This window comes from Pseudomonas fluorescens (assembly GCF_902497775.2).
GTDB lineage: Bacteria > Pseudomonadota > Gammaproteobacteria > Pseudomonadales > Pseudomonadaceae > Aquipseudomonas > Aquipseudomonas putida_F.
Genome location: NZ_OZ024668.1, coordinates 2,492,628 through 2,518,344, shown reverse-complemented (window position 1 = coordinate 2,518,344; position 25,717 = coordinate 2,492,628). Strand labels below are relative to the sequence as shown.

The window sequence follows — 25,717 nt, the reverse complement described above, 5'->3', positions numbered from 1 at the left end:
TCGAGCGCCAGGCGGGGCGGTGTCAGCGCGGCTGATACCTGCTCAGCAGCGGCTGGGTGGTCAGCCCATGTACGACGATGCTCAGCGCCACGATTGACAGCACCAGGTCCGTGCACTGGCCGCTGAACGCCTCCGGCAGGCCCAGGTTCAAGGCATAGAACAGGTAATAGAGGCTGCCAATACCGCGGATGCCGAACCAGCCCACCAGCAGTCGCTGGCGGTGATTGAGCAGGGCGCCCCAGGGCAGCAGGTAGACTCCCAGAGGGCGTATCAGCAGAAACAGAATCAATCCCACGCTTACCGCTCGCCAATCCCAGTGGTTGAGCAGCACGATGCCCAGCAGGGTCACCAGGAACACCTCCATCACCCGTTCCACCAGGTTCCCGAAGGCCAGCATGTCGCCCATCATGATCCCGGCGGCCACTTCGCTGTCCTCAAGCGTTGCCGTGTCGCCGTGTACGGCCTGATCCGGTTCGAGGTGCTGGTGCCCGACTACCGGTTGCACCCGATGCTCGGCCGGCACACTGGCGCTGCCCGAGGAGTTCACCTCGACCCGGCGCAGGCCAAGCCCGGCGGCGAACACCGAAAGAAAACCATAGCCCTCGATCATCTGCGCCCCGACGTACGCCAGGGCGATCAAGGCCAGGGTCAGGTAGTCGTTGGGCGATACCGTGCTGTCGTCGTTACGGATGCTCAAGGCCAGGGTTAGCCGGCCCAGGCCGCGGCCCATGACATAGCCCAGCAGCAGGCCGGCCGGCACCGCCCAGAGCAGGTCGTGGAGCGTCCAGTGCAGCAGGGATGAGGCGTTGAATGCCTGCGGGCCGATCATCAGCAAGCCCAGCAGCACGAACGGAAATGCCACGCCGTCATTGAGCCCGGCTTCACCGCAAAGCCCAAAGCGCACCGCATCCACGTCCTGGGCATTGCTGACCTGCACCAGTGAGGCGAGGACCGGGTCGGTAGGCGCAAGAATCGCCGCAATCAACAGCGCTACACCCCAAGGCAGGTTGAGCAACAGGTGTAGCAGCAGGCACAAGCCGGCGATGCTCAGCAGCATCACCGGGCCGGCCAGGCCAAAAGCGACGCGCCACAGGCGTCGGCTCAAGGCCAGGCGTAACTTCAGGCCGCTGACGAACAACGAAAACAGCAGCGCGACTTCGGTCAGATGCTCCATCCACGGCGCTGCTGCCACCAGATCCAACTGCAACAGCCCAACGCCCGAGGGGCCAATGGCGATGCCCAGCACCAGGCACACCGCCGAGGTGGTCACCGGCAACCAGCGCAAGTAGGACGCTGCCAGGGCCAAGGTCAGCAGCACGGCACCGAGCACGGCCATCCAGAGAATGAAACTCATCGCTGCGCCTCGAATGGCCTGACCGTTTCGATACAGCTTAGAGCGCTGCGGCCGGTGGCATTGTTCTGTTGGCCGGGAGGATTCCCGACCGGTGGACGTCGGCACCGGCAAAATCTGCAGCCGGGCGGGTCGCTCGAACTAATGCAAGGGCCGCAGGGTCCACCGATAACCTTCATGCACTACAGGAAGTCGCACGATGAAAACCCTGAAAACCCTGTTCACAGGCCTGGGCCTGCTGGGCGCCGTCGCTACCACGTCGATTTGGGCCGATCAGCCCGGCGCCGACTGGAAGGTCGATCAGGCAGAAGCGCAAGCTACACTCAAAGCAGCTGGCTACACACAGATCACCAAGATTGAAGCCGACGATGATCACTGGGAAGGCGAGGGCATCAAGGCGGATGGGATGAAGTACGAATTCCACGTCGATGCCAACAGCGGCAAGATCACCAAGGATGAAATGGATCATTGACCGGCAATAGCGCAGGGCTTCGTCCATGAACCGGCAAGGCAGCTACATTGAGCCACACACCGCGCTCGGCAATCGCCGGACGTTCTACTTCGACGACGACGGCGCAACGCCAAACAGCCGCCTGCCGGTGCTGTTCTATCACCTGCGCCTTGATGAACGGGCCGATAACGCTGCGGCGTTCGAAGCCCTGTTCAGCGAGCATCAATGGCTACCGCTGTGGCGGGCGGGCATCTTCGATTATCAGCATTATCACTCCAATGCCCACGAAACCCTCGGCGTTGTCAGTGGACATGCACGGGTCATCCTGGGCGGTGCGCAGGGGCAAACCCTGGCGCTCAAACGCGGTGATGTGCTGGTGTTGGCGGCCGGTACCGGGCACTGCTGTGTCGACAGCAGCGAAGACTTTCTGGTAGTGGGGGCCTACCCGCTGGGCCAGCAAGACTACGACATTCAGCGCCCCAGCCCCGCCAGCCATGACCGCTGCCAGGCCCGCATCGCCCAGGTGCCGTTGCCTCGGCAAGACCCGGTGACCGGCCCGGACGGTTGGCTGAACTCAGCCTGGCACGTGCTTACTGATCCTGCCTGAGCGCGGCGCCTTCACGGTCGCTTTCAACCACGTACCGGGTGTCGATACTGACCACTACCGACATCCCCGGGCGCAGGCGTTGCGCTTCGGGCTGCTCAGGATCGACGCTGATGCGTACGGGGATGCGCTGGGCGATCTTGACGAAGTTGCCGGTGGCGTTGTCGGACTGCAGCAGGGCGAACTCGGAGCCGGTGGCCGGCGAGATGCGCTGCACATGCCCGCGCAGTTTCAGGTGGTTGAGCGCATCGACGGTGAAGGTCACCGGCTGGCCGATACGCACGTTGTCCATCTGGGTTTCTTTCATGTTGGCGATCACCCACAGGGTATCGGGCACTAGCGCCATCAACTGTGCGCCGGAATTGACATAAGCCCCCAGGCGCACACCAATCTGCCCCAGCTGGCCGTCGCGCGGGGCGGTGACCCGGGTGTTGTCCAGATCGATTCGGGCCAGCTCCAGGGCGGCCTTGGCGTTCTCCACCGAAGCCTCCAGCGAGTCACGGTTGACGATCACCGTCTGCAGGTCCTGGCGGGCGATTTCCAGCGCCGCCTTGGCCTGGGCCAGGGCGGCCGCGGCTCGGGCGTCGGCGGCGCGGGTGAGGTCCAGGTCGCTGCGTGACACCGAGCCATCGCGGATCAGCGCTTCGTTGCGCTGCAGGTCGGCGCGGCTCTTGCGCGCCTGGGCCTGGTTATCGGCAATGGCTGCCTGACGCTGGAGGATGGTGGCTTCGGCGCTGTTGCGTTGCTGCAGGTTGTTGGCCAGCGCCGCCTTTTGTTGCTCAAGCTGAGCCTGGGCCTGATGCAGGCGCTGCTTGTAGATGCGGTCATCCAGGCGCACCAGCAGGTCGCCGGCCTTGACGAACTGGAAGTCCTGCACCGGCACTTCGAACACATAACCGCTCAGTTGCGGGCCGATGATCGTCACCTGGCCACGCACCAGGGCGTTCTCGGTGCTTTCGATGGCGCTGCTGAACGGCGGCAATTGCCAGGCATAGAGCACCACCAGCACGCCGACAATGGCCACGCTGGCAAAGATCATTGACGACAGCACCCGCCGGCGCGTTGAGCGTTGTTCACTGGCGGCGTTGGCAGGTGGGGTGACCCCTTCGGGGGTTTCGGCGATGGCGGTGGTGGTCGTGGTCGTCGGTTGGGTCATTGAGCAGGGGCACCACGGCTAGAGTCCAGGGTTGCAACCGCACTGACGGTGCGGGTGGTGTACCACAGCCACAGGCTGCGGATGAAAATCCAGATCATGGTCAGTATGGCAATGCTGCCGATCAGAATGAAGACATCGTTGTAGGCCAGAATGTTCGCCTCGCGGGTGGCGGCGTTGGCCAGCAGACGGTTGCCCACCGAGGTGCGCAGCGCCGGGTCAGCGATGACCCCGGCATAGGACGCCGCGCCGCCTTGTATGCGGCTGAGCACCTGCGGGTCGAGCAGGGTCAGTTGCTCGACCAGGTAGCTTGAGTGGAATTTCTCCCGGGCGATCTGGAAGGTACCCAGCAAGGCCGCGCCAATCAGGCCGCCAAGGTTGTTGCAGATACCGAACATCACCGAAAAACTGACCAGGTTGCGCGGGTTGGTGCGGATATGGCTGATGCCCAGGGCCATGGTCGGGCCGAGAAAGAACGTGCCGCCGAAGGCCAGCAGGAACTGGCTGAAGTACATCTGCGCCGGGCGGGTCAGGTTGCTCGATGAGCTGTCCATGAACGAGCCGGTGGCCATCAGCGCCAGGGAAATGAACAACGGCAGCACCAGGTGCTGCGGGTTGATGGTCAGGGCGCTGACCACCAGCCCCGACACCGCGCCCAGCAGCATCACCCAGTACAGGCTACGCATCTGTTCGCTGCCCAGGTTCAATGCTTGCAGAAAGCCCACCGCGCCGGTGGACTGCTCGGAGGTGACCATGCGGATCAGGATCACGCAGAATGCCAGGCGCAGGGCCACGCCGCTGCCCAGCCAGCGGGTCATCAGCAGCGGGTTGCTGCGGTTGTGCTCGATGGCAAGGCCGGTGATGATCAGGGCGATCGAGGCGGCAAGGGCGACGCCGATCCACGGCGCTTCCAGCCACCAGTCGATGCGCCCCAGCGACAACACCGCGCAGAGCAGGGCAACGCCGCTGGACATGATTGCGAAGGTGAGAAAATCCAGTGGCTCGAAGGTCTTGAAGCGGTCGCCTGGCGGCAGCTTGAGCAGCAGCACGCAGCCCAGCGCCGTCAGCGCCAGGCCCAGTTCGAACAGGTACAGGCCGCGCCATTCGGCGATCTGCAGCAGGTCTTCGGAGAAAATCCGCGCCAGCGGTAGCGCCAGTTGCGAGGCGCCCAGCCCCAGCACCAGGGCTTTGAGCCGCCACTGGGCCGGGAACGCCTGGATCATGTAATACAGCCCAAGCGAGCTCAGCACCGCACCGACCATGCCATGGGCGGCGCGCACGGCGATGGCCGAGTTGAGGTCGTTGACGAACAGGTGGGCGAAGGTCACCAGGGCATACAGCGCCAGGAAGATCTCGGTGAAGGCGCGCAGGCCGAACTCCTGGCGAAACTTCACCAACAGCAGGTTCATCGACACGTTGGTCATGACGTAAGCGGCCGGCAGCCAGGCCATTTCTGCCGTGGTTGCGCCCAGGGCACCTTGCAGGAACTGCAGGTTGGCGGTCACCAGGGCATTGCCCAACCCGCCGGTAATGGCCACCAGCAAGCCGACCAGGCCAAAAGCCAGGCGCTTGGGCACAGGGTGCAGGGGTGTCGACGGCGAGCCCGGCATCGAGGGCTTTTCATGGGGCAGCCACTGGCGGGTCGCGTATTTATCCATTGATTCCTGCGCATCGCCGGCAAGGCCGGCTCCCGCAATCAATACCACCGTTCAACTTGCCGGAGCCGCAGGTTTGGCCAGTTCGATACCCGCCGCGCCCAGGCGTTTGAGTATCTCGAACAACAGGTCACTCTTGGTGACAGCGACGATCCGCGGGCTGCTGACGTAACCGGTGACCTTCAGGGTAATGCCGTCCGCGGTGAGGTTGCTGAAGCGCACAAACGGCGCTGGCTTGTCGAGGATGGTCTCGTGCTCGCAGTAGGTCTCATACAGCAAGGTCTGGACCTGCTCGGGGTCGATGTCCAGGGGAAACACCAGTTCCAGGGTCGCCACCCCCTGGGCACTGCCGCCGAGGGTGACGTTGCGCAGGTTCTGCGAGATCAGTTGCGAGTTCGGCACAATGACAATGGAGCGGTCGCTCAGTTGTATCTCGGTGGCGCGCACGTTGATGCGGCGGATGTCGCCCTCGACCCCGCTGATGCTGATCAGATCACCCACCTTGACCGGGCGTTCAGTGAGCAGGATCAGGCCGGAGACGAAGTTCTTGACGATTTCCTGCAAGCCAAAGCCGATACCCACCGACAAGGCGCTGACGATCCAGGCCAGGTTGGTCCATTTGACCCCCAGGGCCGACAGGGTCAGGAGGATTACCAGGGCGTAGCCAATGTTGGCGAACAGGGTGCTGAGCGAGGCGCACATGCCCGGGTCCATGTCGGTCTTGGGCAGAAACTCGTTGTCCAACCAGCGGCGCAGGGTGCGAATCAGGTAGATGCCCAGCACCAGGGCCAAGACGGCATTGAACAGATGCCCGGGGATGATGTTGAACTGCCGCAGGCCGGCGCCGCCGAGGAACGCCGCGATATTACTGAGCAGTTGCCTGAGGGTGGTGCCGATGCCACCGACGAACAGGGTGATGACTGCCAGCAGCAGCAGCGCGGCACGGCCAAATCCGCTGATCAGGGTCTCGACCTGGTCCAGGCGCCGGTCACCGATACCCAACAGCTCCTTGAGCGCTTTTCCGCTGGCCTGGCGCGGTGAAAAGACGTACTCGCAGCTGTCTTTGAACACCTGCATCAGCAGGTAGAAGCCGGCCAGCAGGATGAAGAACCACACCACTTCGTAGGTGACGAAGCGCGCCAGCGACACGTAGCCGGTCAGCAGGGCAAGCGCCGAGGTCAACATCGCCAGGCTGGCGCAAGTGTAGATCAGCCCGGCAAGCGTCGACGCTGCTTCCGGGACGTCACCGGCGGCAGCCATGGCGCGACGGGCGCGGCTGGTGCGCACCAGCAAGGCGATGATCAGCGCGGTGATCACCAGCGCGGCGATACCGCGGCCAGCAATCACCAACTGATTGCTCATGCCGGCGGCATTGGCGATCTGGACCAGGGTCACCAGTACCAGCAGGGCAAGCGCCAGCCAGCGCGCGAATGGTTTTAATGTCAGGGCTACGGGATCGGCAATGTCCGGCAGCCGCCAGGACGGGTGCTGGGTCGACAACAAGGCGCGGCTCAAGCCGGTGATCAGCACACAGGTATAGACGAGCTTCTCGAATTCCTCGGAGAACGTCGTCAGCATCGGCGGTAACGGCAGGTTGTGGGTACAGGCATAAAACAGCAGTTTCAAGGCTATACCGGTGGCCAGCAGCGTTGCCAGCACCGAGGCCAGGGCCAGTGAGCTGCGGCGCAAGCGGCCCTCGGGCACCCGGTGCATGCACGCCCAGGCCATCCAGCGCTCGGCCAGGCGGCGGCCCAGAGTCCAGATGAGCACGGCCAGCGCTATCAGTGCCACGGTGTAGATTCGTTGACCCGGTTGCCAGACCGCCTCAGCGGCTTTTCCGACCTCGGCCATGAAGGCTTGCAGGTGCTGGCGGTCGTCGGCGGATGGCTGGAACAACGGTGACCAGAAGGCCGGATTGAGCAGGCTGTAGGTGCTCAAGGTCAGTTCGCTTTCCAGCATGCTGCGGCGCAGACCGGAAATCTGCGTGAGCAGGTTGGAGGCGTTCTCCTTGAGCGTCGCCAGGGTCTTGAGGGTGCTGTCGAGGCTGTTCTTCTGTTCGGTGAGGGCGGTGCGCTGCGCGGCGATATCCGATTTGCCCGGCACCAGGCCGTCAACCGAAGCCGGGCCGAGCACCTCCAGTTGTGCGCGTAATTGCGCCTGCTCGGGCAGCAGCGCAGCGGACAATCGGTCGATATCGACAATCAGCGCTTGCAGACGGTCCTGCGGGCCCTCGAGCTGGTTGTAGTTATTGGCCTGGGAAATCTCCTGTTTGAGGCTGTCCAGGCGCAGTTGCAGGGCCTGCAGGTCATTCTGCGTGACCTTGGCGGTGGCGGCGGCACCGGCGGGTGCAGGGGCTGATGCAGGCTCGGCGGCCAGAAGGCTGTTAGTCCCTGCAAGCATCAGGGTGAGGGCAAGGATGGCGATGGTCGTCAAAGCACTGCGCATGGTAATGCCCGATTCCGTTATTGATCTCCCAGCCTATGAGGGTAGGTCATCAATGCACAATCGAGCGGCTGAATTTGCGTACCTCATGCCTGGGGCAGGCATGCATAACCCAGCAGCTTCAAATGCTGCGTCGACGGCAAAAGTGTCGATCAAGTAGATGAGTGCTTCGCTGCCGAGCTCACCGCCTCTGAGCGGGGAGGTGAGTTTCGGCTGGGCAGCGGTGCTTGTTTGTAAAGAATAGCTAGCGACTATCCGAGCTTCATGACAGGCAAGTGAGGTGGCTGGGTTCCTGGGCTGCCAGCATCAGGTGCAGCGGAACAGGCGCGTGCCCGTCAAGGGCAGCGGGGGCCTGGAACCCCACTACCAACAGCGGCTGGCGCTCGCTTGGCTCGGTCGTGCCTGCTGCCACGGCGTTGGTCATTCTGGCGTGGTTGGCTGCAATTTCATTGAGAGTAGACACGTTACATCTCCGGTGACCGAGCAAGGCTATTGCTGGCGTCCATAAGCGTTGAGTTAGTCGCCGTCGCGTCAGGATTACGTCGCGCCACGACGGCAAGCGCCAGCCTGTGCAATCTGTACGCCAGTTTTGTCAAAAAAACGGACAGGATTTGGCGGTTTTCGATGAACGGAAGTAAACCGCAAAGCCCTTCAAGCAAATCGTAAAAAGATGGCCATAAGACACTATTGCGATTACTGTTCCTGTCCTTTGTCAGGTCGCTTCGCACAACACTGACACCACCTGTCAATGCCGAGCGCTAGAGTCGCGGCCAACGCTGATTTGGCACAGGACCCGCCGTGGCAGCCAACGAGCATGACACGCTGGCCTTGCGTCTCGCAGAGATCCTGAACACCGATTCAACAGGACGAACGATGAACCAAGACGTGGAAAAGAACCTGACTGACGAATACGCCAGCGAGCAGCAGACCGACCTTGAACACAACGCTCAGGCCGAGCGCCTGGACGTCGTGCTGTTCAACAACGAGCAGGATGCCGGCAAGACTACCGAGGTGATTGCGGCCTTCGTCGCTTCCTGTAATGCGCGCGGCGAAAAGCCGCTGGATCAGTGGCTCAGCGACGAATTTCGCAAGTATCCGCACTTATGGAAGAGCGACGAAGAACTGCTGGACACCACGCACCAGGTGATCAAGGCCACGGACGCCTTCAACCAGTCCCGCGCCTCGTTGCAACTGCACCTGGACAAAGGCCGCAGCAGCGCCTCCTGGCTGGCCGGCGAGATCGAGAAGAACGCTGGCGTGACCGGCTCGGTGTACGTCGGCCAGTATGCCGGTCGCCTCGACCAGGCCTTGGCGCAAGCCACTGCCAATGCCCGGGATATCATCACCAGGCACGACGGTCAGGTAAACGGCAACTGGAACCTGGACGGGTTTATTGCCGAGCAACATCACGTCGACACCTTCAACATCGATGCTACCACCAAGGGCAGTGACTACCGGGCGCGCCTGGTCGGCTCCCAGGAAGCGAATTCGGTGGACATCGAGATCATCGATGGCAATGGCAATGTGGTTGGCAACTACCAGTCCAAGTATGGCGCCAACGCCGGTGAAACCATCAAGCAGCTGGAACGTGGCGATTACGAGGGCCAGGAGCGCCTGGTACCTGAGGGGCACTCGAGCGAGGTGCCCAATAGCACCGAAGTGCTTGAAGCCGACGGGGTGAAATCCCGGCCACTGTCCAAGGAAGAGGCCAAGGCCCTGCAGAAGAAGGCCCAGGCCGAGGAGGAGTCGCGTCAGTACGAGTGGAAAGACACCAACCGGATCGACATTGCCAAGCAGATCGGCAAGCAAGCACTGGTGGGGGCCTGTATCGCCGCAGGTATGCAGGGTGCACGAATCCTCGCTCGGCGGGCGTGGAACCGTCTCAATGGCCGGGCAAATCCAGAGGCCAGTGAAGACCTCAAGGCGTTTTTCGAAAGCTCGCTGCGTGCCACTACCCAGACTGCCGCCCAGGTGGCGGTTTCCGGCGCCGTGGTCGTCGCGGTCAAGAATGGCTGGCTGGGAGCGGCGTTGCGCAATACGCCGGCCGGACTGATCACCAACATTGCCTGTGTTGGCCTGCAGAACGCCAAGGTGCTGTACAAACTGGGCAAGGGCGAGCTTACCCAGGGCGAAGCCCTGGAGGCCATCGGCAACACCACCGTCACCACCACCATGGCCATTGCCGGGGCGACGAAGGGGGCCTCAGTGGGGGCAGCGATAGGCACCGTGTTTGGCCCCGTCGGCATCGCGGTGGGTGGCTTCGTTGGCGGAGTGGCCGGCGGTATCGCCGGTGGCCAGATCGGCGAGGTGGTATACAACGCCGGCAAAGCTGTGGCCAAAACCGCAGTCAGGGTAGTGGCCAGCCTTGCCGAAGGTGCCGGTCGTGCACTCGAATCGGCGGGACGTGCCCTCGGTGCATTCGCCAGCCTGTTTTCGTGATGACGGACATGACCATGCTCGAACTCAAGGACAAGATCAAATCCCACCTGCTCGCCGGCTATCCCGGGCTGTACATCCAGTCGGGCGAAGAAGCCCGGGTCGACGCCATGCTCGAAGACATCGCCGTGCAATTGGGTCTGAGCCCCAAGGAATGGAACCTGGGTTACGGCTGGGTAGACTTTTTCAACAAACAGCCGCGCGGCAGCCAGAATGCCAGCATCGAGCTTGCCACCAGCCTGCCAGCACTGCTCGACGATGACCTGGACGACAAGCTGTTCATCATCAAGGACGCCCGTAGCGCTCTGGAACATCAGCCCCTGGCCGTCGCGCGGCTCAAGCAGTTGCTCAACCGTATCCAGCGTCATCACCGCGGCAGGGCCGCCGTGGTACTGGTCTCGGAGAGCCTGCATATCCCGCCGCAGATCGAAGGGCAGATAACCCTGTTGCCGTTGCCACTGCCCGGCAGCGAAGAGATTCGCGTGCAACTCGACAGTGTTTGCCGACAGTTGGACCTGTTGATCCCCGAGCACATCGGTCAGCGCCTGCAAGCGGCCTGCTGTGGCTTGAGCCAGGAGGAGATCCGCACCGCACTGGCCATGGTCCGCCAGCAGCATGAGCAGATCAACGACGCGGCGCTGTCGCTGATCCAGCACGAAAAAGAGCAGATCATCGCCAAGAGCGGTGTCCTGGAAATGATCAAGGTTGGCGAGAGCGCGGTGGACGTCGGCGGCCTGGAAAACCTCAAGGGCTGGCTTGGCCGTCGTGCACAGATTTTCCGCCGCCTTGCCCAGGCCCGCGAGGCCGGTGTCCAGGCGCCCAAGGGAGTGTTGATCGCAGGCATGCCCGGCTGCGGCAAATCGCTGACGGCCAAGGCTGCCGCCGGTCTGTTCCAGTTGCCGTTGCTGCGCCTGGATATCGGTTCGCTGCTGGGCAAATACGTGGGTGAGAGCGAGCACAACATGCGCCGCGCCCTGACCATGGCCGAGTCGGTCAGCCCCTGCATTCTCTGGATCGACGAGCTGGAAAAGGCTTTCGTCGGCATGAACAGCGGCGGTGGCTCGGAGGTATCGTCACGCCTGTTTGGCTACTTCCTGACCTGGATGCAGGAAAAGACCGGTGCGGTATTCGTCATCGCCACGGCCAACAACATCACCGCGCTGCCACCCGAGTTGCTGCGCAAAGGCCGTTTCGACGAGGTGTTCTACGTTGGCTTTCCAAACGCCGCCGAGCGCGCGGCCATCCTCGATATCCACCTCAAGGGCGATGGCCTGCAGCTCTCGAGCGATCAACGCATCAAGCTGGTTGCTCAGTGCCGCGACTATGCCGGGGCGGACATCCAGAACGCGATCAACGAAGCACGCGAGTCGGCGTTCCTCGACCATCGCGAGCTCAAGCTGGAGGACCTGGAAGCGGCGATCGCGGCAACCGTGCCGTTGCGCGAAACCCTGCGTGAGCAGGTCGGTAAATATGAAGAACTGTTCGAAAAGCTCAAGCTCAAGGCGGCGTCGACCTGCGAAGGCCTGAGTGTCGCGCAGATGATCAAGCTGGCCGATGATCCCAACGCCATCCGCCGGGAAACCGTGGCCAGCAACCCGGACTGCCCGGACGACCTGCTGGAAAAACTGGCCGGGGATGCGGTGCTGGCCATACGTACCGCGGTTTACCGCAATCCCAACTGCCCGGAACGCCTGCTGACCCTGCGGATCAATATCGAGGCCGGGCGGCCGGATTATGACCTTGGCTTGTTGCACCTGGCCTGCATTCATCCGCTGGCCCCCCATGACTTGCTGGCATCGCAGTTTTCGCGGCTCAAGTTTGAGTCCGAACACAAACAGGCGCTGGCGCAAAACAGCACTCATCCCCTGTTGCTGGAGCAACTGGTGGTTGAAGAGGACGTGCTGGTTCGCCAGGCGCTTGCGCATAACAAGGGCCTGGGTATCGATATTCAACGTGTGCTCAGCAAAGATGCCCAGGCCCAGATTCGCCTGGCACTGGCAGGCAACAGTGGTTTGCTTGCGGAAGTGCAGGCACTGTTGGCCCGTGATGAAGATTTCGATGTGCGCGAAGCGCTCGCCAGGCTGCCTGGGCTGGCCGAAGTGGTGCAGGTGGCATTGCTGAGCGATGATGACCTGGATGTGCGCCTGGCCCTGGCAAACCGTGTAGGGGAAGGGCAATTGCCCGAGACGGTGCAACTGCAACTGGTCAAGGATTGCGTCGAGGTTCGCCTGGCGCTGGCCGCGAACCCCACTACCGCTGGCGCAGCGCAATTGCTGCTGGCCCAGGACGCCTACCTCCAGGTACGCATCGCCCTGGCCGAACACCCTGCATTGGGCGCTGCCACCTTGCAGTATCTTGCCCAGGACAGCGACGCGGTACAGCGGGCGCTGGCCGCCAACCGCCACTGGAATTCACCACACCTGCAACGCGCACTGGCGCACAGTGCGGCGCGCGATGTGCGTGCAGCCCTGGCCGGTAATCCGCAGGTCGCTACCGATGTGTTGGCCCTGTTGGCCGAGGATGCCGACCCGGCGGTACGTGAAGCCTTGGCCAGCAACGACAGCCTGGTTGCGCCGATCATCGAAACGCTGCTGAACGATGCCCAAGCGGATGTCCGCGCTGCGGTGATTCTCTGGCACACCAGGTTACCCGAAGCCCAGCAACTGCACATTGCCCGGGATAGCGAGGCCAGCGTGCGCGGGCGCATGGCGACATTCGTCAGCCTGACCGATGCGGTTCAAGCGCTACTGCTCGACGACGTTGCCGACGTACAGGAGGAACTGGCGGGCAATCGCTATATCAATATCAGCACGCAACATCAGCTGTTTGCCAAGGGCACTGTCGAAATACGCCGGGCCCTGGCGCAGAACCCTGAGATCGACGGCTCCACGCAAGCGATGCTCGCCGACGACATGGCCGTTGCGGTGCGCAGCGGCCTGGCAAGCAATACCGCGCTGGTGGCCCCGGTGTTCGACAAGCTGCTCAAGGATGTGCAGGAAGTACAGGTTCAACTGGCAAGCAACACCAGCCTTGGCGAGGCTCAGTACGGGCAACTGCTGAAAAGCCGTTTCGATGAAGTGCGTGAGGCGCTCGCAGGCAATCCGCACATCAGTGAAGCCTTGATGGCGGCGCTCAGTCAGCCTTGGACACCCCCTGCCCAGGGGCGTCATCACCCCATTTCCAAATACACGGCACAACCCAAGCCTCCGGCTGTCAACCTCGTGCTGGCCGGCAACAGCAAGCTTTGCGAAGCCTTGCAGGGCGAGTACGTCAGCCAGTGCTTTGCCTGCGTGCCGCTAATGGAAGCATTGGCACGCAACCCTGCTTTGGACGAAACCGTACAAATGCGCATAGCAGGTCACGATGAAATGTACGTGCGAGAATTTCTCGCCGCCAATCCTGGCCTGGCGCTCAATGTCGCCCGCAAACTGGTGAAGGATTCCACCGCAACGGTACGCGCGGCACTGGTTCGCAACCAGGCGCTGGACCGGGATATCGAGCAACGCCTGGCGGCGGATACCACCGCCAGGGTGCGCCGCGCCCTGGCCGTCAACCAGCGCCTGAGCAAACGTACGCAGTTGCTCCTGGCCGTTGACCCGGAAAAAGATGTGCGTACCGCGTTGCTGCAGCGTGAGCCCTATGACCGTGCACCGGCGCTGCGCCATCTGGTCCAGGCCCGACTGGCAACCGACAAGGACCTCGACATTCGCAAGCTGCTGGCGGCGTACCCGCGGCTGAGCCCTTCGCTGCAGCGGCAGCTGGCCAGCGATGAGTCGATCACTGTGCGCAAGGCCCTGGCCCAGCACAACGGTAGCTCCAGTTTGAGCGAAGAGGTCCAGCTACGCTTGCTCAACGACCCGGAAACCAGCGTACGCCTGGCGCTTGTAACGAACCGGCAATTGTTGCCACAGGTCCAGTTGATGCTGGCCCGCGACAGCAACATCAAGGTGCGTCTGGCCCTGATCGACAGCAGCTACCAATGGCACCCGCACCTGTCGCTGGATGCCCAGATGCACCTGGCCAACGATCCCGAGCCTGAAGTCCGTGTGGCCTTGGCGGACAAACTGTTCGGTATGTACGCATTACCCAGTGCCGAGCCCATTCTCCTGGCGCTGGCAGGCGACAAGGAACCGAGCGTCAAACAGGCGATTGTCGACTGCCTGACCTTCGGTGGCATCCGCTACAGCGAAGCAGTCAAGACGTTGCTGCTCAACGACGTGGATGAGGACACGCGGGAAATGTTGGAGGACTTGCTCGAAAGCAGCGTCGAGGACTGACGTGCTGCACCGCTGATGTTCGAGGCTCAAGCGAATGGAGTGCAAGCACTCCATTCGCTCCGCCGCAGCTTCTCTACGACTCCTGCCCTTGGCGCAAACGGGTACTGATCAACGCCGCCAGCACCAGCATCGAGGCGATCAGCCACAGGCCATTGCGGGTATTGCCGGTGGTCTGTTCGATCAGGCCCATGACCGACGGCCCGACAAAACCGCCGAGCAGGCCGCAGGTGGTGACAAAGGCCAGGCCTGCCGCCAGGGCGTTGCCGCTCAGGCGGCTGGAGGGGAAGACGAAGATGATCGACTGCACCACGAACAGCATCAACGCGGTCAGCGAAAAGCCGATCAGGCCGACGAACGAATTCGACAGCGAGGCCAGCAACAACCCGGCGGCCATGGTCAGCAGGCCGAAGAACAGCAAGGTACGGCAGCGTCCGGGCGAGGTGGCCAGACGCGGCAGGGTGGCCGCGCCGATGGCTGCCGCAATCCAGGGCACCGAGGTCAGCAGGCCGATCTGGAAAGGAGTCAGGGCGGCGTAGGTGCCAATAATGCCCGGCAGGAAGAAGATCACCGTGTAGATGGTGATCTGGTGCACGAAGTACACCGCGATCGCCAGCCAGATCTGCTTGTCGCGAAACATCTGGCTCAGCCGGCTCTGTTGTGGCACCGCGGCTTTTTCAGCGTTCAGGCGCCGTGCAATGTCCTGGGCGTCGGCGGCCGACAGCCAGGGCGCGGAGGCCGGCCCGTCCGGCAGCTTTTTCCACACCACATAGGCCAGGGCTACCGCCGGCAGGCCTTCGATCACGAACAGCCACTGCCAGCCGTGCCAGCCCAGCAGGCCATCGAGCTCGAGCAAGGCGCCGCCCAGCGGACCGCTGAGAATATTGGCCAGGCACACCCCGAGCAGAAAGTAACCGGTAGCCCGCGCCCGTTGCTCGCGGTCGAACCAGTACGTCAGGTAGAGCATGACCCCAGGAAACAGGCCGGCCTCGGCCACCCCCAGCAGCAGGCGCATGATGTAGAACGAGGTTTCGCCCTGGACGAAGGCCATGCCCGCCGAGAGCAGGCCCCAGGTGATCATGATGCGGGTGATCCAGAACCGCGCGCCGAGCCGGTGCATGATCAGGTTGCTCGGCACTTCGGCCAGGGCGTAGGTCAGAAAGAACAGCCCGGCGCCCAGGCCATAGGCCGCCGCCGACAGCCCCAGGTCGATGCCCATGCTGGCCTTGGCCAGGGCAATATTGGTGCGATCCAGAAAACTCATTACATAGACCACGATCAGCAGCGGCATCAGCTTGCGCAGCAGCAGGCTGTTCAGGCGCTGGTCGTCAGCGACGGCAGGCGCGGGGGCCGCTGTCGCGGTATTGAGGATTGTCATTGTTGTTTCCCCGTTGAAATGTGCGAGCTGCGCGCCGCAGGTGCTGCGGCGCGCAACGGTGAGTCAGTCAGGCACGGTTGATGTCGAGCCACACGGCGCCATCGGGATACTGGTAGCGCTCCAGGGTTTGCGCGTGCATCTCGATGCTGTAGCCAGGACGCTGCGGCGGCATGTAGCGACCGCGGCGGATCACCACCGGGTCGAGGAAGTGTTCGTGCAGGTGATCGACATACTCCAGCACACGGTTGTGCAACGAGGCCGAGACGGCGATGTAGTCGAACAGGGCGATGTTCTGCACATACTCGCACAGTCCGACGCCGCCGCCATGAGGGCAGACCGGCACATCGTACTTGGCGGCCATCAGCAGCACGATCAGCACCTCGTTGAGGCCACCCAGGCGGGCGGCGTCCAGCTGGCAGAAGTCCAGCGCACCGGCCTGGAACATCTGCTTGAACATCACCCGGTTGTGGCAGTGCTCGCCGGTGGCGACGCCGATCGGTGCGATGCGCTTACGGATGGCGGCGTGGCCGAGGATGTCGTCAGGGCTGGTTGGCTCTTCGATCCACAGCGGCTCGAACGCCGCCAGGCGGCGCATGTTGGCCACCGACTCATCGACGCTCCAGACCTGGTTGGCGTCCATCATCAGGGTGCGCTCCCAGCCCATTTCGTCGCGCAGGATGCTGGCGCGGCGGATATCGTCTTCGAGGTTGGCGCCGATTTTCTGCTTGATGTGGGTCCAGCCTTCGGCGATCGCCTCCCGGGCCAGTTGGCGCATTTTCTCTTCGCTATAGCCAAGCCAGCCGGGCGCAGTGGTGTAGCCGGGGTAGCCTTCGCGCAACATCTGCGCCTCGCGCTGGGCCTTGCCAGGCACCTGGCGGCGCAGCAGGGCGATGGCTTCTTCGGGGGTGAGCACGTCGGTGACATAGCTGAAGTCCAGGCAGCGCACCAGTTGCTCCGGGGTCATGTCAGCCAGCAGCTTCCACACCGGCTTGCCTTCGTGCTTGGCCCACAGGTCCCACACGGCATTGACGATGGCGGCGGTGGCCAGGTGAATCACGCCTTTTTCCGGGCCAAGCCAGCGCAACTGGCTGTCACCGGCGGTGAAGTGGTGCCAGAAGGCGCCCATGTCGGCGACGATTTCTTCCAGGGTCTTGCCTTCGATCAGTGGCGCCAGCGATTGCACGGCCGCCACGCAGATCTCGTTGCCGCGGCCGATGGTGAAGGTCAGGCCATGGCCTTCCAGGCCGGCGGTGTCGGTGTGCAGCACGACATAGGAGGCCGAATAGTCCGGGGCGCTGTTCATCGCGTCGGAGCCGTCCAGCGACAGCGAGGTGGGGAAACGAATGTCGCGAACGCTCAGGTGGGTAATGCGTATGCTCATGGCGGGCTCTTGTTCTGGGTTGGCACATGGAGACCTGACTGTAGGTTGCCGAGCGATACAGGCATAATCGCCAATTCCTAAGTAGGGATACCGGATTTGATATGTCTCTGACCGACAAAGCCCAGCCACCGGCGCCGGCCAACCTTGGCGTGCTGAAGATTTCCAGCCGGCAGATCACCTTGCTCAATGCCCTGGGCGAGTTCGGCAACCTGCGCCGCGCCGCGGCGGCGATGCACACCACGCAACCGGCGGCCAGCCTGTTGCTGCAGCAACTGGAAGAGCGCCTTGGCGTGCGTCTGTTCGAGCGCTTGCCACGGGGCATGCAGCCGACGCTGTATGGCGAGGTGATGATCCGTTATGCCCAGGGTGCCCTGCATGAGTTCGAGCACGCCCAGGCGCAAATCGCCGAATTGGCCCGCGGTGCTTCAGGCCTGGTGCGGGTCGGTAGCGTCATGGGCCCGGTGCCGGGGCTGTTGACCCAGGCGGTGCTGGCCTACAAGCGCGAGCATCCGAAGGTGCGCATTTCGTTGGAGGTCGGCACCAGTGACACCTTGTTGCCGTCGTTGCTGCGCGGTGATTTCGATCTGGTGGTCGGGCGCCTGCCGGACCAGAGCGACAGCCACGAGCTGAACATCGAGTTGTTCGACAGCGACGAGCAGATGCGCGTGGTGGCCCGCGCCGGTCACCCGCTGGCCAGTGCGTCGGCCCTGGCGCTGGCCGACCTGGTCGAGCTGACCTGGATCCTCCACCCGATTGGCAGCCCCATGCGCCGGCGGGTCGAGAACGCCCTGCAGGCGGCCGGCATGGTGCAATCGCTGGACATCGTCGAAACTGCGTCGATCCTGGCCACTACCGCGATGCTCGAGGCCTCGGACATGATTGCAGTGGTGCCCAATGACGTCGCCGAGCATTATGCCCGCTACGCCATGGTCGCTATCCTGCCGGTGGAGCTGCCGATCTCGATGGTCAACCTCGGGCTGCTGACCTTGCGTTCGCGGCCGCGCTCGGTGGCCCTGGAAACCTTGCTGCACTACCTGCGAGCTCAATAGCCATGCGCTTTTATCTGCAAGAGGCAGTCCGTTGATGGCTTCAGACATTACCCATGCCAGTTTCTGCAACTGGATCCGCTTCAAGCACCTGGTGCTGATCGACACCCTGGCGCGTACGCGCAACATGCACGCCACCGCCACGCGCATGAACCTCAGCCAGCCGGCCTTGAGCAAGATGCTGCGCGACCTCGAAGAGCAGTTCGGCTTTGCCCTGTTCGAGCGCCTGCCGCGCAGCATGCCGCCCACCGAGCTTGGCGAGTACGTGGTGCGCTATGCCCAGGGGGCGCTGGCCGAGTCGCAGCAGTTTGTCGACCAGGTCAACCGCCTGCGCAAGGGTGGCCATGGTTTTATCCGTGTCGGCGGGATTTTTGCCGCAACGCCCCTGGTGCTGCCCCAGGCCATCGCCGCGATCAAGGCGCGCAGCCCGCTGCTGTCGATCGAAGTGGTCGAGCAGTCCAGTGACCATCTGCTGGCGATGCTTGAGCAGAACAGGCTCGACCTGATGATCGGCCGCTTCACCGAAGAGCGCTTCAGCCAAGTGTTCGACTTCCAGGCGCTGGAGCCGGAACCCTTCAGCCTGGTGGTCAACAAGGACCACCCGCTGATCCAGCAGGGCGGCGCGCCACTGGAGGCGCTGGGGGAATGGCCCTGGGTGTTGTACCCGGTCGGCACGCCGCTGCGCGAGCGTCTGGAGCAGGCCTTCAGGGCGGTCGGCATCGCCACCCCGGCCGACAGCGTCAATACCATCTCGATGCCGATGTTCCTGCACTTGCTGGAGTCCGGGCCGATGATCGCCATGTTGCCGCGCTCGATGGTGGCGGCGCAGTTGAGCAGCGGCCAGTTCTGCGAACTGCAGTCGCCGTTGCAGCTGGCGCCGCTGGAGTACGGGGTGATTACCCGCAAGGACGAGCCCTTGAGCGCAGCGGCGCAGCAGTTTGTCGAGCTGTTGCTGGACTTTGCGCGGCAGCGCCGCGTAGAGGAGGGCAGCAGTAGCGATTGATAAAAATCGCTCACTGACCGCCTGCGATAACCCAGGGTTATCGCTTGATCGGATCATCTCATTGGGAATGTTACGCCCGGCTCCTTAGAGTTATCGCAGATTCGCCCGGCACAGCACGGGCGGCGCCATAACAAGAAGCCGGCCGCATCCGCCCTGAGAGGTCCCATGCAACTGATTGCCAGCACCCGCACCGACGACCCTGCCGTCATCCGCCTCAACCCCCTCGACAATGTACTGATTGCCCGCCAGGCCTTGCCTGAGGGGCTGCGCCTGGACGCCGAAGCGATCACCGTGCGCCAGCCGATCCCCTCTGGCCACAAGCTGGCCACTGAGCACGTGGAGCAGGGCCAGCCGCTGCGCCGCTACGGGCAGATCATCGGCTTTGCTTCGCAAGCGATCGAGGCCGGTGAGCATGTGCATGTGCACAACGTCGAGATGGGTGATTTTGCCCGTGACTATGCCTTCGGCGTCGATGCCAGGCCGACGCCGGCCAGCGAGGCGATGTTTCAGGGCATCGTGCGCGCCGATGGTCGGGTCGCGACCCGCAACTACATCGGCATTCTCACCTCGGTGAACTGCTCGGCCACCGTCGCCCGCGCCGTTGCCGACCACTTTCGCCGCGACATTTACCCCGAGGCGCTGGCCGCCTACCCGAACATCGATGGCGTGGTTGCCCTGACTCACGGCGCTGGTTGCGCAGTGGACCCCAGTGGCGAGGCCCTGGGCCTGCTGCGCCGGACCCTGGGCGGCTACGCCATTCACCCGAACTTCGCCGCAGTGCTGATCATCGGCCTGGGTTGCGAGACCAACCAGATCGATAGCCTGCTGCAAACCCAGCACTTGCAAACCAGTAATCAGTTGCGCGCCTTTACCATTCAAGGCATCGGTGGCACCTCGAAAACCATCGCCGCCGGCATCGAGCAGGTCAAGGCGCTGCTGGCCGAGGCCAACCAGGTCAAACGCGAGCCGGTCAGTGCCCGCCACCTGGTGGTCGGCCTGCAATGCGGCGGCTCCGATGGCTACTCGGGCATCACCGCCAACCCGGCCCTGGGCAATGCCGTTGACCGCCTGGTTGCCGCCGGCGGCACCGCGATCCTCTCGGAAACCCCAGAGATCTACGGCGCCGAGCACTTGCTCACGCGCCGCGCGGTGAGCCGTGAAGTGGGTGAGAAGCTCATCGCCCGCATCCACTGGTGGGAAGACTACTGCCAGCGCATGAACGCCGCGCTGAACAACAACCCCTCGGCTGGCAATAAGGCCGGCGGCCTGACCACCATCCTGGAGAAATCCCTGGGGGCAGTGGCCAAGGCCGGCTCGAGCAACCTGGTGGACGTGTACCAGTACGCCGAAGCGGTACAGGCCCAGGGCCTGGTGTTCATGGACACCCCCGGCTACGACCCGGTCTCGGCCACCGGCCAGGTCGCCGGCGGCGCCAACCTGATTGCCTTTACCACCGGCCGCGGTTCGGCCTACGGCTGCGCGCCGGCGCCTTCGATCAAGCTTGCCACCAACAACCGGGTGTTCGAGCACCAGCTTGAAGACATGGATGTGAACTGCGGCGGCATCGCCGACGGCAGCACCAGCATCGAAGAACGCGGGGCCTACATCTTCGAGCAGATGCTGCGCATCGCTTCCGGTGAGCGCAGCAAGAGTGAACAGCACGGCTACGGGCAGAACGAATTCGTGCCCTGGCAGACCGGTGCCGTGACCTGATTGACAGCCCTGCAACCTTCTTGACGAGGCGACATGCACATGAGCTTTAGCGGATACAACTTCATTGGCGGCCAGCGCAGCGCCCTGGGCGATACCCTGGTCTACAGCGTCGATGCCCACACGGGCGAGCGCCTGCCGGGCGCCTTTCACCAGGCCAGCCTGGACGAAGTCGACAATGCGGTGACAGCAGCCAGCACCGCGTTCCCGGCGTTTCGCAAACTCTCGGCCGAACGCCGGGCGCAGTTCCTTGATGCCATCGCCGACGAACTCGACGGCCTGGGTGAGGATTTTATCGCCGTGACCTGCCAGGAAACCGCACTGCCCAGTGCGCGCATTCTTGGTGAGCGCGCACGTACCAGCGGCCAGATGCGCCTGTTTGCCCAGGTGTTGCGCCGTGGTGACTTCTATGGCGCGCGCATTGACCGTGCCTTGCCAACGCGCACGCCGCTGCCACGCCCGGACCTGCGTCAGTACCGCATCGGTGTCGGTCCGGTGGCGGTGTTCGGTGCCAGCAACTTCCCGCTGGCGTTTTCCACCGCCGGCGGTGATACCGCCGCCGCCCTGGCCGCCGGTTGCCCGGTCGTGTTCAAGGCCCACAGCGGCCACATGGCCACCGCCGAACGGGTCGCCGAGGCGCTGGTCCGTGCCGCCGAGCGTACTGGCATGCCGGCTGGCGTGTTCAACATGATCTTCGGCGGTGGCGTCGGCGAGGCGCTGGTCAAGCACCCGGGCATCCAGGCCGTGGGCTTTACCGGCTCGCTCAAGGGTGGTCGTGCCCTGTGCGACATGGCTGCCGCCCGGGCGCAACCGATTCCGGTGTTCGCCGAGATGTCGAGCATCAACCCGGTGCTGGTCCTGCCGCAAGCCCTGGCCAGCCGCAGTGCGCAACTGGCCAAGGAGCTGAGCGCTTCGGTGGTGCAGGGTTGCGGTCAGTTTTGCACCAACCCGGGCCTGGTGCTGGGCATTCGCTCGCCGGCCTTCAGTAGCTTTATCGAACAACTGACCGGGCATATGGCCGAGCAGTCGTCGCAGACCATGCTCAATGCCGGCACCCTGAGCAGCTACGGCAAAGGTATCCAGGCGTTGCTGGAGCACCCGCGCGTGCACAAGCTCTGTGGCCTGGCGCAAAGCGGCCACCAGGCGCAGCCACAGCTGTTCAAGGCCGATGTCAGCCTGCTGCTGGAACAGGACGAGCTGCTTCAGGAAGAAGTCTTCGGCCCGTGCACGGTGGTGGTCGAGGTCAATGATCAGGCCGAGCTGTTGCGCGCGGTCAATGCCCTGCATGGTCAGCTGACCGCCACCTTGCTGGCTGACAGCGATGATCTGGCCGCCTTTGGCCATCTGTTCGAGGTACTGGAAGTGAAGGTCGGACGGGTGCTGCTCAACGGTTACCCGACCGGTGTCGAGGTCTGCGATGCGATGGTGCATGGCGGCCCGTACCCGGCGACCTCCGATGCCCGTGGCACATCGGTCGGTACCCTGGCGATCGATCGCTTCCTGCGCCCGGTGTGCTACCAGAACGTGCCCGATGCCTTGCTGCCCGAAGCCCTGCGGGACGCCAACCCGTTGGGTATCCAGCGCCTGGTCGATGGCAAGCCGAGCAATGCGGCCCTGAACTGATCACGGAGCAACAGCGATGAGCGTAGCCAGCCGTGTTGATGTGCAGACCCTCACAGCCTTTGTCGAGCAACTGTTCGAAAGCGCCGGTGCCGATACCGAGGTGGCCCAGGTGGTGACCCGGGCAGGCGTGCTCGAGCAGGTTTCGGACAGGGGTGTTTCGACGCTGTTCGACGGTCATTATCTGCTCGGCCCTTGCCGCACCCGGTGCTGATCGTTCCTCGGCCAACTGATCCTCGCCAGCCGCTCGGTCGACCCCGAGCGACCGGTGCGCCTGCCAGGGCAGACGGGATTGAAATTGCGCAAGCAGGCTTTGAGCGAAGGGTTGAGCCTGTCGCCACAGCTGATCGACGACCTCAACCAGATTGCCGGGCAACTACAGCTCCCGACACTTTCGCATTAACTGACAACAAGAGTACTGACATGACAGAGCAAACGAACACCCACGCACCGTTGCACCTGAGCAAGGACGCTGCGTTATTGAACACTGGCACCTGGATCGGCCGCGTCTGGCTCCCGCAGCAAGGCCCGGCGGTGGTGCTGGTCAAGGCCGGCGCCGTGCACGATATCAGCGCCCATGTGGCGACCGTTTCTGCCTTGCTGGAAGTGCCGGAGCCGGTGGCCTACCTGCGTTTGCTGCCACTGGGCGAGGCGTTGATCGAGTTGCCGGCGCTGCTGGCCAACAGCGACCCTAACCATCGCGACCCGGCCTTGCCCTGGCTGCTGGCGCCGATCGACCTGCAGGCGGTCAAGGCCGCTGGCGTGACCTTCGCCGCCAGCCTGCTGGAGCGGGTGGTCGAAGAGCAGGCCAAGGGTGACCCGGCCAAGGCCGACGCCATCAGGGCGACCCTGGCGAGTCGCATCGGCGCGGACCTTTCGCAGATCGTCCCAGGCTCCGAGCAGGCCGAAGCCTTGCGCAAGGTGCTGGTGGAGCAGGGGCTGTGGTCGCAGTATCTGGAAGTGGGTATTGGCCCGGACGCTGAAGTCTTCACCAAGGCGCAGCCGTTGTCGGCGGTCGGCCATGGCGCCGACATCGGCATTCATCCGAAGTCGAGCTGGAACAACCCCGAGCCGGAAGTGGTGCTGGCAGTGTCGAGCAACGGCCACGTGCATGGCGCCACCCTCGGCAACGACGTCAACCTGCGCGACTTCGAAGGGCGCAGCGCCTTGCTGCTGTCCAAGGCCAAGGACAACAACGCCTCCACGGCGCTGGGGCCGCTGCTGCGCCTGTTTGACGAGACTTTCTGCCTGGAGGACGTGCGTAACGCCGATGTGGATCTGCGCGTCGAAGGGCTGGACGGTTTTGTCCTGCAGGGCCGCAGTTCGATGCGCCAGATCAGCCGCGACCCGCTGGACCTGGTACAGCAAACCCTGAATGAAAACCACCAGTACCCCGACGGCCTGGTGCTGTTTCTCGGCACCCTGTTCGCGCCCAAGCAGGACCGCGACCAGCCGGGCAACGGCTTTACCCATAAACCCGGCGACGTGGTGACTATCAGCAACCCGCAGTTGGGCAGCCTGTGCAATCGGGTGACGACCAGCGATCTGGCGCCGCAGTGGGAGTTCGGTTTGCGCGCACTGATCGACAGTCTCGGTCGTCGTGGCCTGCTGGAGGTGGCGGTAACAGCTCGTCAACCCTGATCAACCGATGTTCCCAAAGGAGGCGTGTGTCACCGACTGAAGGATCGCCCCGCTGCAACAACAATAGTGCCTGGCGCTGTTCAGCATCAACATGGCCAGCGCCAATGCCTGGATGATCGTCAACACCAGCATCCAGTATTCGGGCTCGTTCAACACCGCTCTCACTTCTGATTCTATTCCTTCCTCAAGACACAAGCGGCGGTGCGGCGATCCGACTTGACCGGCGATCGAGGTTAAAGAAACTTGATCGGATAATTGACGATCAAGCGGTTCTCATCGATGTCGTAACTGCTGAAATCCCGGCGCAAGGTCGAGTTGCGCCAGCGCACCGACAGGTCTTTGAGCGGGCCGCTTTGGAACACGTAGGCCAGTTCCGACTCACGGCCCCACTCCTTGCCGTTGTCGGTCGTGCCGGTTTGCACATGGTCACCTGAGAGGTAGCGGTTCATCAGGGTCAGGCCCGGTATGCCGAGGGCGACGAAGTCATAGTCGTGACGCAGCTGCCAGGAACGCTCGCGGGCACTGTCGTAGCTTGAGTTGTAGGTGTCGTTGGCCAGCGGGTAGCCAGCCGTGCCGTTGACCCGCATCCAGCCGGTGTCGCCATATACCCGCTGCAAGCCGAGGGAAAAGGTGTGGCCTGCGGTTTTTGCACTAAGCAGCAAGGATGTGGTTTTATTGTCCATCTGCCCGGCTTTCGCCGAGCCGTCTTCATCGCCAAGAAACAGGCCAAGGTTGGCGCCCAGCCGCCAGGTGCCCACGGCCTGGCTATGAATCACGTTCAGGTACTGCTGCTGGTAGATGTCCTCAAGCTGGGCATACCACAGGCCCACTTGCGTGGCCTTGTCGTTGAACTGGTATTCGCCGCCAGCGAAGTTGAAGCGGTCTGAGGTCGCGTCGGGGCGGCCGGTCATGAACATGCGCTCCATGCTGGCATCGTTGCGTGGGCTGTTGCCGCGAAACTGGCCGGTATAGAGGGTCAGGTTGTCGATTTCCCGCGAAGTGAGCTGGGCGCCGCGAAAGGTCTGCGGCAATGAGCGGCCGTCATCGGAGCGCAGGATCGGCAGCAGCGATACCCATTCACCGACCTTCAGTTCGGTTGCCGAGTACCTGGCTTTGACCGCGACGCCCAGGCGGCCGAAATCGTCGGCCGGGTCGCCGCCATCGTGCACCGGCAGCAGTTGTGTACCTGCCGTGCCACGACCGCCGTCGAGCTTGAGCGCATACAGCCCCAGCAGGTCGACGCCAAAGCCTACCGTGCCCTGGGTGAAACCTGAACGCAGGTCGAAGATAAAACTTTGCGTCCACTCTTGGGCCTTGCCCTGGGGGTAGGCGGGGTCGACGAAATTACGGTTGTGGTAGAAATTGCGCAGGTTCAGCGACGCCGTAGTGTCGTCGACCAGGCCGGCTGCCGACACGCCGAGCGAGGCTGTCGAGCAGAGAATGAGGGCCGCAAGTTCTGGCGTTTTGGTGCGTGCAAGGATCTTCATTATTGTTATTTCCTTTTTTTTGAGCGCAGGACGCCCTCGCAGCGCAAAGGCTGCGAAAAGTGGCGGTGTCTGCGGTTACGGGGGG

General features: G+C 63.3%; 19 protein-coding genes and 1 pseudogene. 11 read left to right on the top strand and 9 right to left on the bottom strand.

What is annotated here, in order from left to right:
* Window positions 1–22: 22 nt before the first annotated feature.
* Window positions 23–1,354, bottom strand: coding sequence for a cation:proton antiporter (locus tag F8N82_RS11440; RefSeq protein ID WP_038995388.1), 1,332 nt, complete (start codon window positions 1,352–1,354; stop codon window positions 23–25).
* Between the two features lie 196 nt (window positions 1,355–1,550).
* Here F8N82_RS11440 and F8N82_RS11435 point away from each other — a divergent pair, with 196 nt between their 5' ends.
* Window positions 1,551–1,823 carry a PepSY domain-containing protein gene (locus F8N82_RS11435; protein WP_038995386.1) on the top strand — a complete coding sequence of 91 codons (273 nt, stop codon included), beginning with the start codon at window positions 1,551–1,553 and terminating at the stop codon, window positions 1,821–1,823.
* Between the two features lie 25 nt (window positions 1,824–1,848).
* The gene (locus tag F8N82_RS11430) at window positions 1,849–2,409 is read left to right on the top strand and encodes a cupin domain-containing protein (protein ID WP_038995385.1); all 561 of its coding nucleotides are present in this window, start codon (window positions 1,849–1,851) and stop codon (window positions 2,407–2,409) included.
* Here F8N82_RS11430 and F8N82_RS11425 read toward each other — a convergent pair.
* From F8N82_RS11425 to F8N82_RS11410, 4 genes are all read right to left on the bottom strand, one after another.
* The gene (locus F8N82_RS11425; protein WP_038995383.1) at window positions 2,393–3,562 is read right to left on the bottom strand and encodes an HlyD family secretion protein; all 1,170 of its coding nucleotides are present in this window, start codon (window positions 3,560–3,562) and stop codon (window positions 2,393–2,395) included. The two genes, F8N82_RS11430 and F8N82_RS11425, sit on opposite strands and share 17 nt — an antisense overlap.
* Entirely contained in the window at window positions 3,559–5,217 is a 1,659-nt protein-coding gene (locus F8N82_RS11420) for an MFS transporter (protein WP_038995381.1), read from the bottom strand. Before F8N82_RS11420 ends, F8N82_RS11425 begins: the two co-directional genes overlap by 4 nt.
* 51 nt (window positions 5,218–5,268) lie before the next feature.
* Window positions 5,269–7,659 (bottom strand): DUF3772 domain-containing protein, encoded by a 2,391-nt coding sequence (locus F8N82_RS11415; protein WP_038995380.1) that lies wholly within the window; start codon window positions 7,657–7,659, stop codon window positions 5,269–5,271.
* 259 nt (window positions 7,660–7,918) lie between these two features.
* Window positions 7,919–8,119, bottom strand: a complete 201-nt coding sequence (locus F8N82_RS11410; protein ID WP_038995379.1) for a hypothetical protein — start codon at window positions 8,117–8,119, stop codon at window positions 7,919–7,921.
* A 410-nt stretch (window positions 8,120–8,529) separates the two neighbouring features.
* Here F8N82_RS11410 and F8N82_RS11405 point away from each other — a divergent pair, with 410 nt between their 5' ends.
* A complete protein-coding gene (locus tag F8N82_RS11405; protein WP_038995378.1) occupies window positions 8,530–10,095 on the top strand; it encodes a hypothetical protein in 1,566 nt (521 codons plus the stop codon).
* Window positions 10,096–10,109: 14 nt separating this feature from the next.
* Window positions 10,110–14,369 (top strand): AAA family ATPase, encoded by a 4,260-nt coding sequence (locus F8N82_RS11400; protein WP_235376740.1) that lies wholly within the window; start codon window positions 10,110–10,112, stop codon window positions 14,367–14,369.
* A 73-nt stretch (window positions 14,370–14,442) separates the two neighbouring features.
* Here F8N82_RS11400 and F8N82_RS11395 read toward each other — a convergent pair whose 3' ends face one another.
* Together F8N82_RS11395 and F8N82_RS11390 are read right to left on the bottom strand one after the other, a co-directional pair.
* Window positions 14,443–15,744 (bottom strand): MFS transporter, encoded by a 1,302-nt coding sequence (locus F8N82_RS11395; RefSeq protein ID WP_038995376.1) that lies wholly within the window; start codon window positions 15,742–15,744, stop codon window positions 14,443–14,445.
* A gap of 67 nt (window positions 15,745–15,811) precedes the next feature.
* Window positions 15,812–17,125, bottom strand: a complete 1,314-nt coding sequence (locus F8N82_RS11390; protein WP_038995375.1) for an L-fuconate dehydratase — start codon at window positions 17,123–17,125, stop codon at window positions 15,812–15,814.
* 101 nt (window positions 17,126–17,226) lie between these two features.
* Between F8N82_RS11390 and F8N82_RS11385 the strand changes: the two genes are divergently transcribed.
* From F8N82_RS11385 to F8N82_RS11355, 7 genes and pseudogenes are all read left to right on the top strand, one after another.
* Window positions 17,227–18,174: a LysR family transcriptional regulator gene (locus F8N82_RS11385; protein WP_038995374.1), complete on the top strand. Its 948-nt coding sequence runs from the start codon at window positions 17,227–17,229 to the stop codon at window positions 18,172–18,174.
* Window positions 18,175–18,208: 34 nt separating this feature from the next.
* Window positions 18,209–19,174, top strand: a complete 966-nt coding sequence (locus F8N82_RS11380) for a LysR family transcriptional regulator (RefSeq protein ID WP_038995373.1) — start codon at window positions 18,209–18,211, stop codon at window positions 19,172–19,174.
* A 165-nt stretch (window positions 19,175–19,339) separates the two neighbouring features.
* Window positions 19,340–20,887, top strand: coding sequence for a UxaA family hydrolase (locus F8N82_RS11375; RefSeq protein WP_038995371.1), 1,548 nt, complete (start codon window positions 19,340–19,342; stop codon window positions 20,885–20,887).
* A gap of 39 nt (window positions 20,888–20,926) precedes the next feature.
* On the top strand, window positions 20,927–22,507 hold the full coding sequence (locus F8N82_RS11370) for an aldehyde dehydrogenase (NADP(+)) (protein ID WP_038995370.1): 1,581 nt from the start codon (window positions 20,927–20,929) through the stop codon (window positions 22,505–22,507).
* Between the two features lie 16 nt (window positions 22,508–22,523).
* Complete coding sequence (locus F8N82_RS11365; protein WP_038995368.1) at window positions 22,524–22,718, top strand: hypothetical protein; 195 nt, start codon at window positions 22,524–22,526, stop codon at window positions 22,716–22,718.
* Window positions 22,719–22,907: pseudogene (locus F8N82_RS11360) on the top strand (Ldh family oxidoreductase); the annotation flags it as partial.
* A 20-nt stretch (window positions 22,908–22,927) separates the two neighbouring features.
* Window positions 22,928–24,145 carry a fumarylacetoacetate hydrolase family protein gene (locus F8N82_RS11355; RefSeq protein ID WP_038995367.1) on the top strand — a complete coding sequence of 406 codons (1,218 nt, stop codon included), beginning with the start codon at window positions 22,928–22,930 and terminating at the stop codon, window positions 24,143–24,145.
* On the opposite strand, the gene F8N82_RS11350 is transcribed toward F8N82_RS11355, so the two are convergent.
* Both F8N82_RS11350 and F8N82_RS11345 read right to left on the bottom strand, forming a co-directional pair.
* A complete protein-coding gene (locus tag F8N82_RS11350) occupies window positions 24,146–24,298 on the bottom strand; it encodes a hypothetical protein (protein ID WP_157771861.1) in 153 nt (50 codons plus the stop codon). It abuts the gene before it with no gap.
* A gap of 80 nt (window positions 24,299–24,378) precedes the next feature.
* Window positions 24,379–25,632 (bottom strand): OprD family porin, encoded by a 1,254-nt coding sequence (locus F8N82_RS11345; protein WP_038995366.1) that lies wholly within the window; start codon window positions 25,630–25,632, stop codon window positions 24,379–24,381.
* Window positions 25,633–25,717 lie beyond the last annotated feature (85 nt).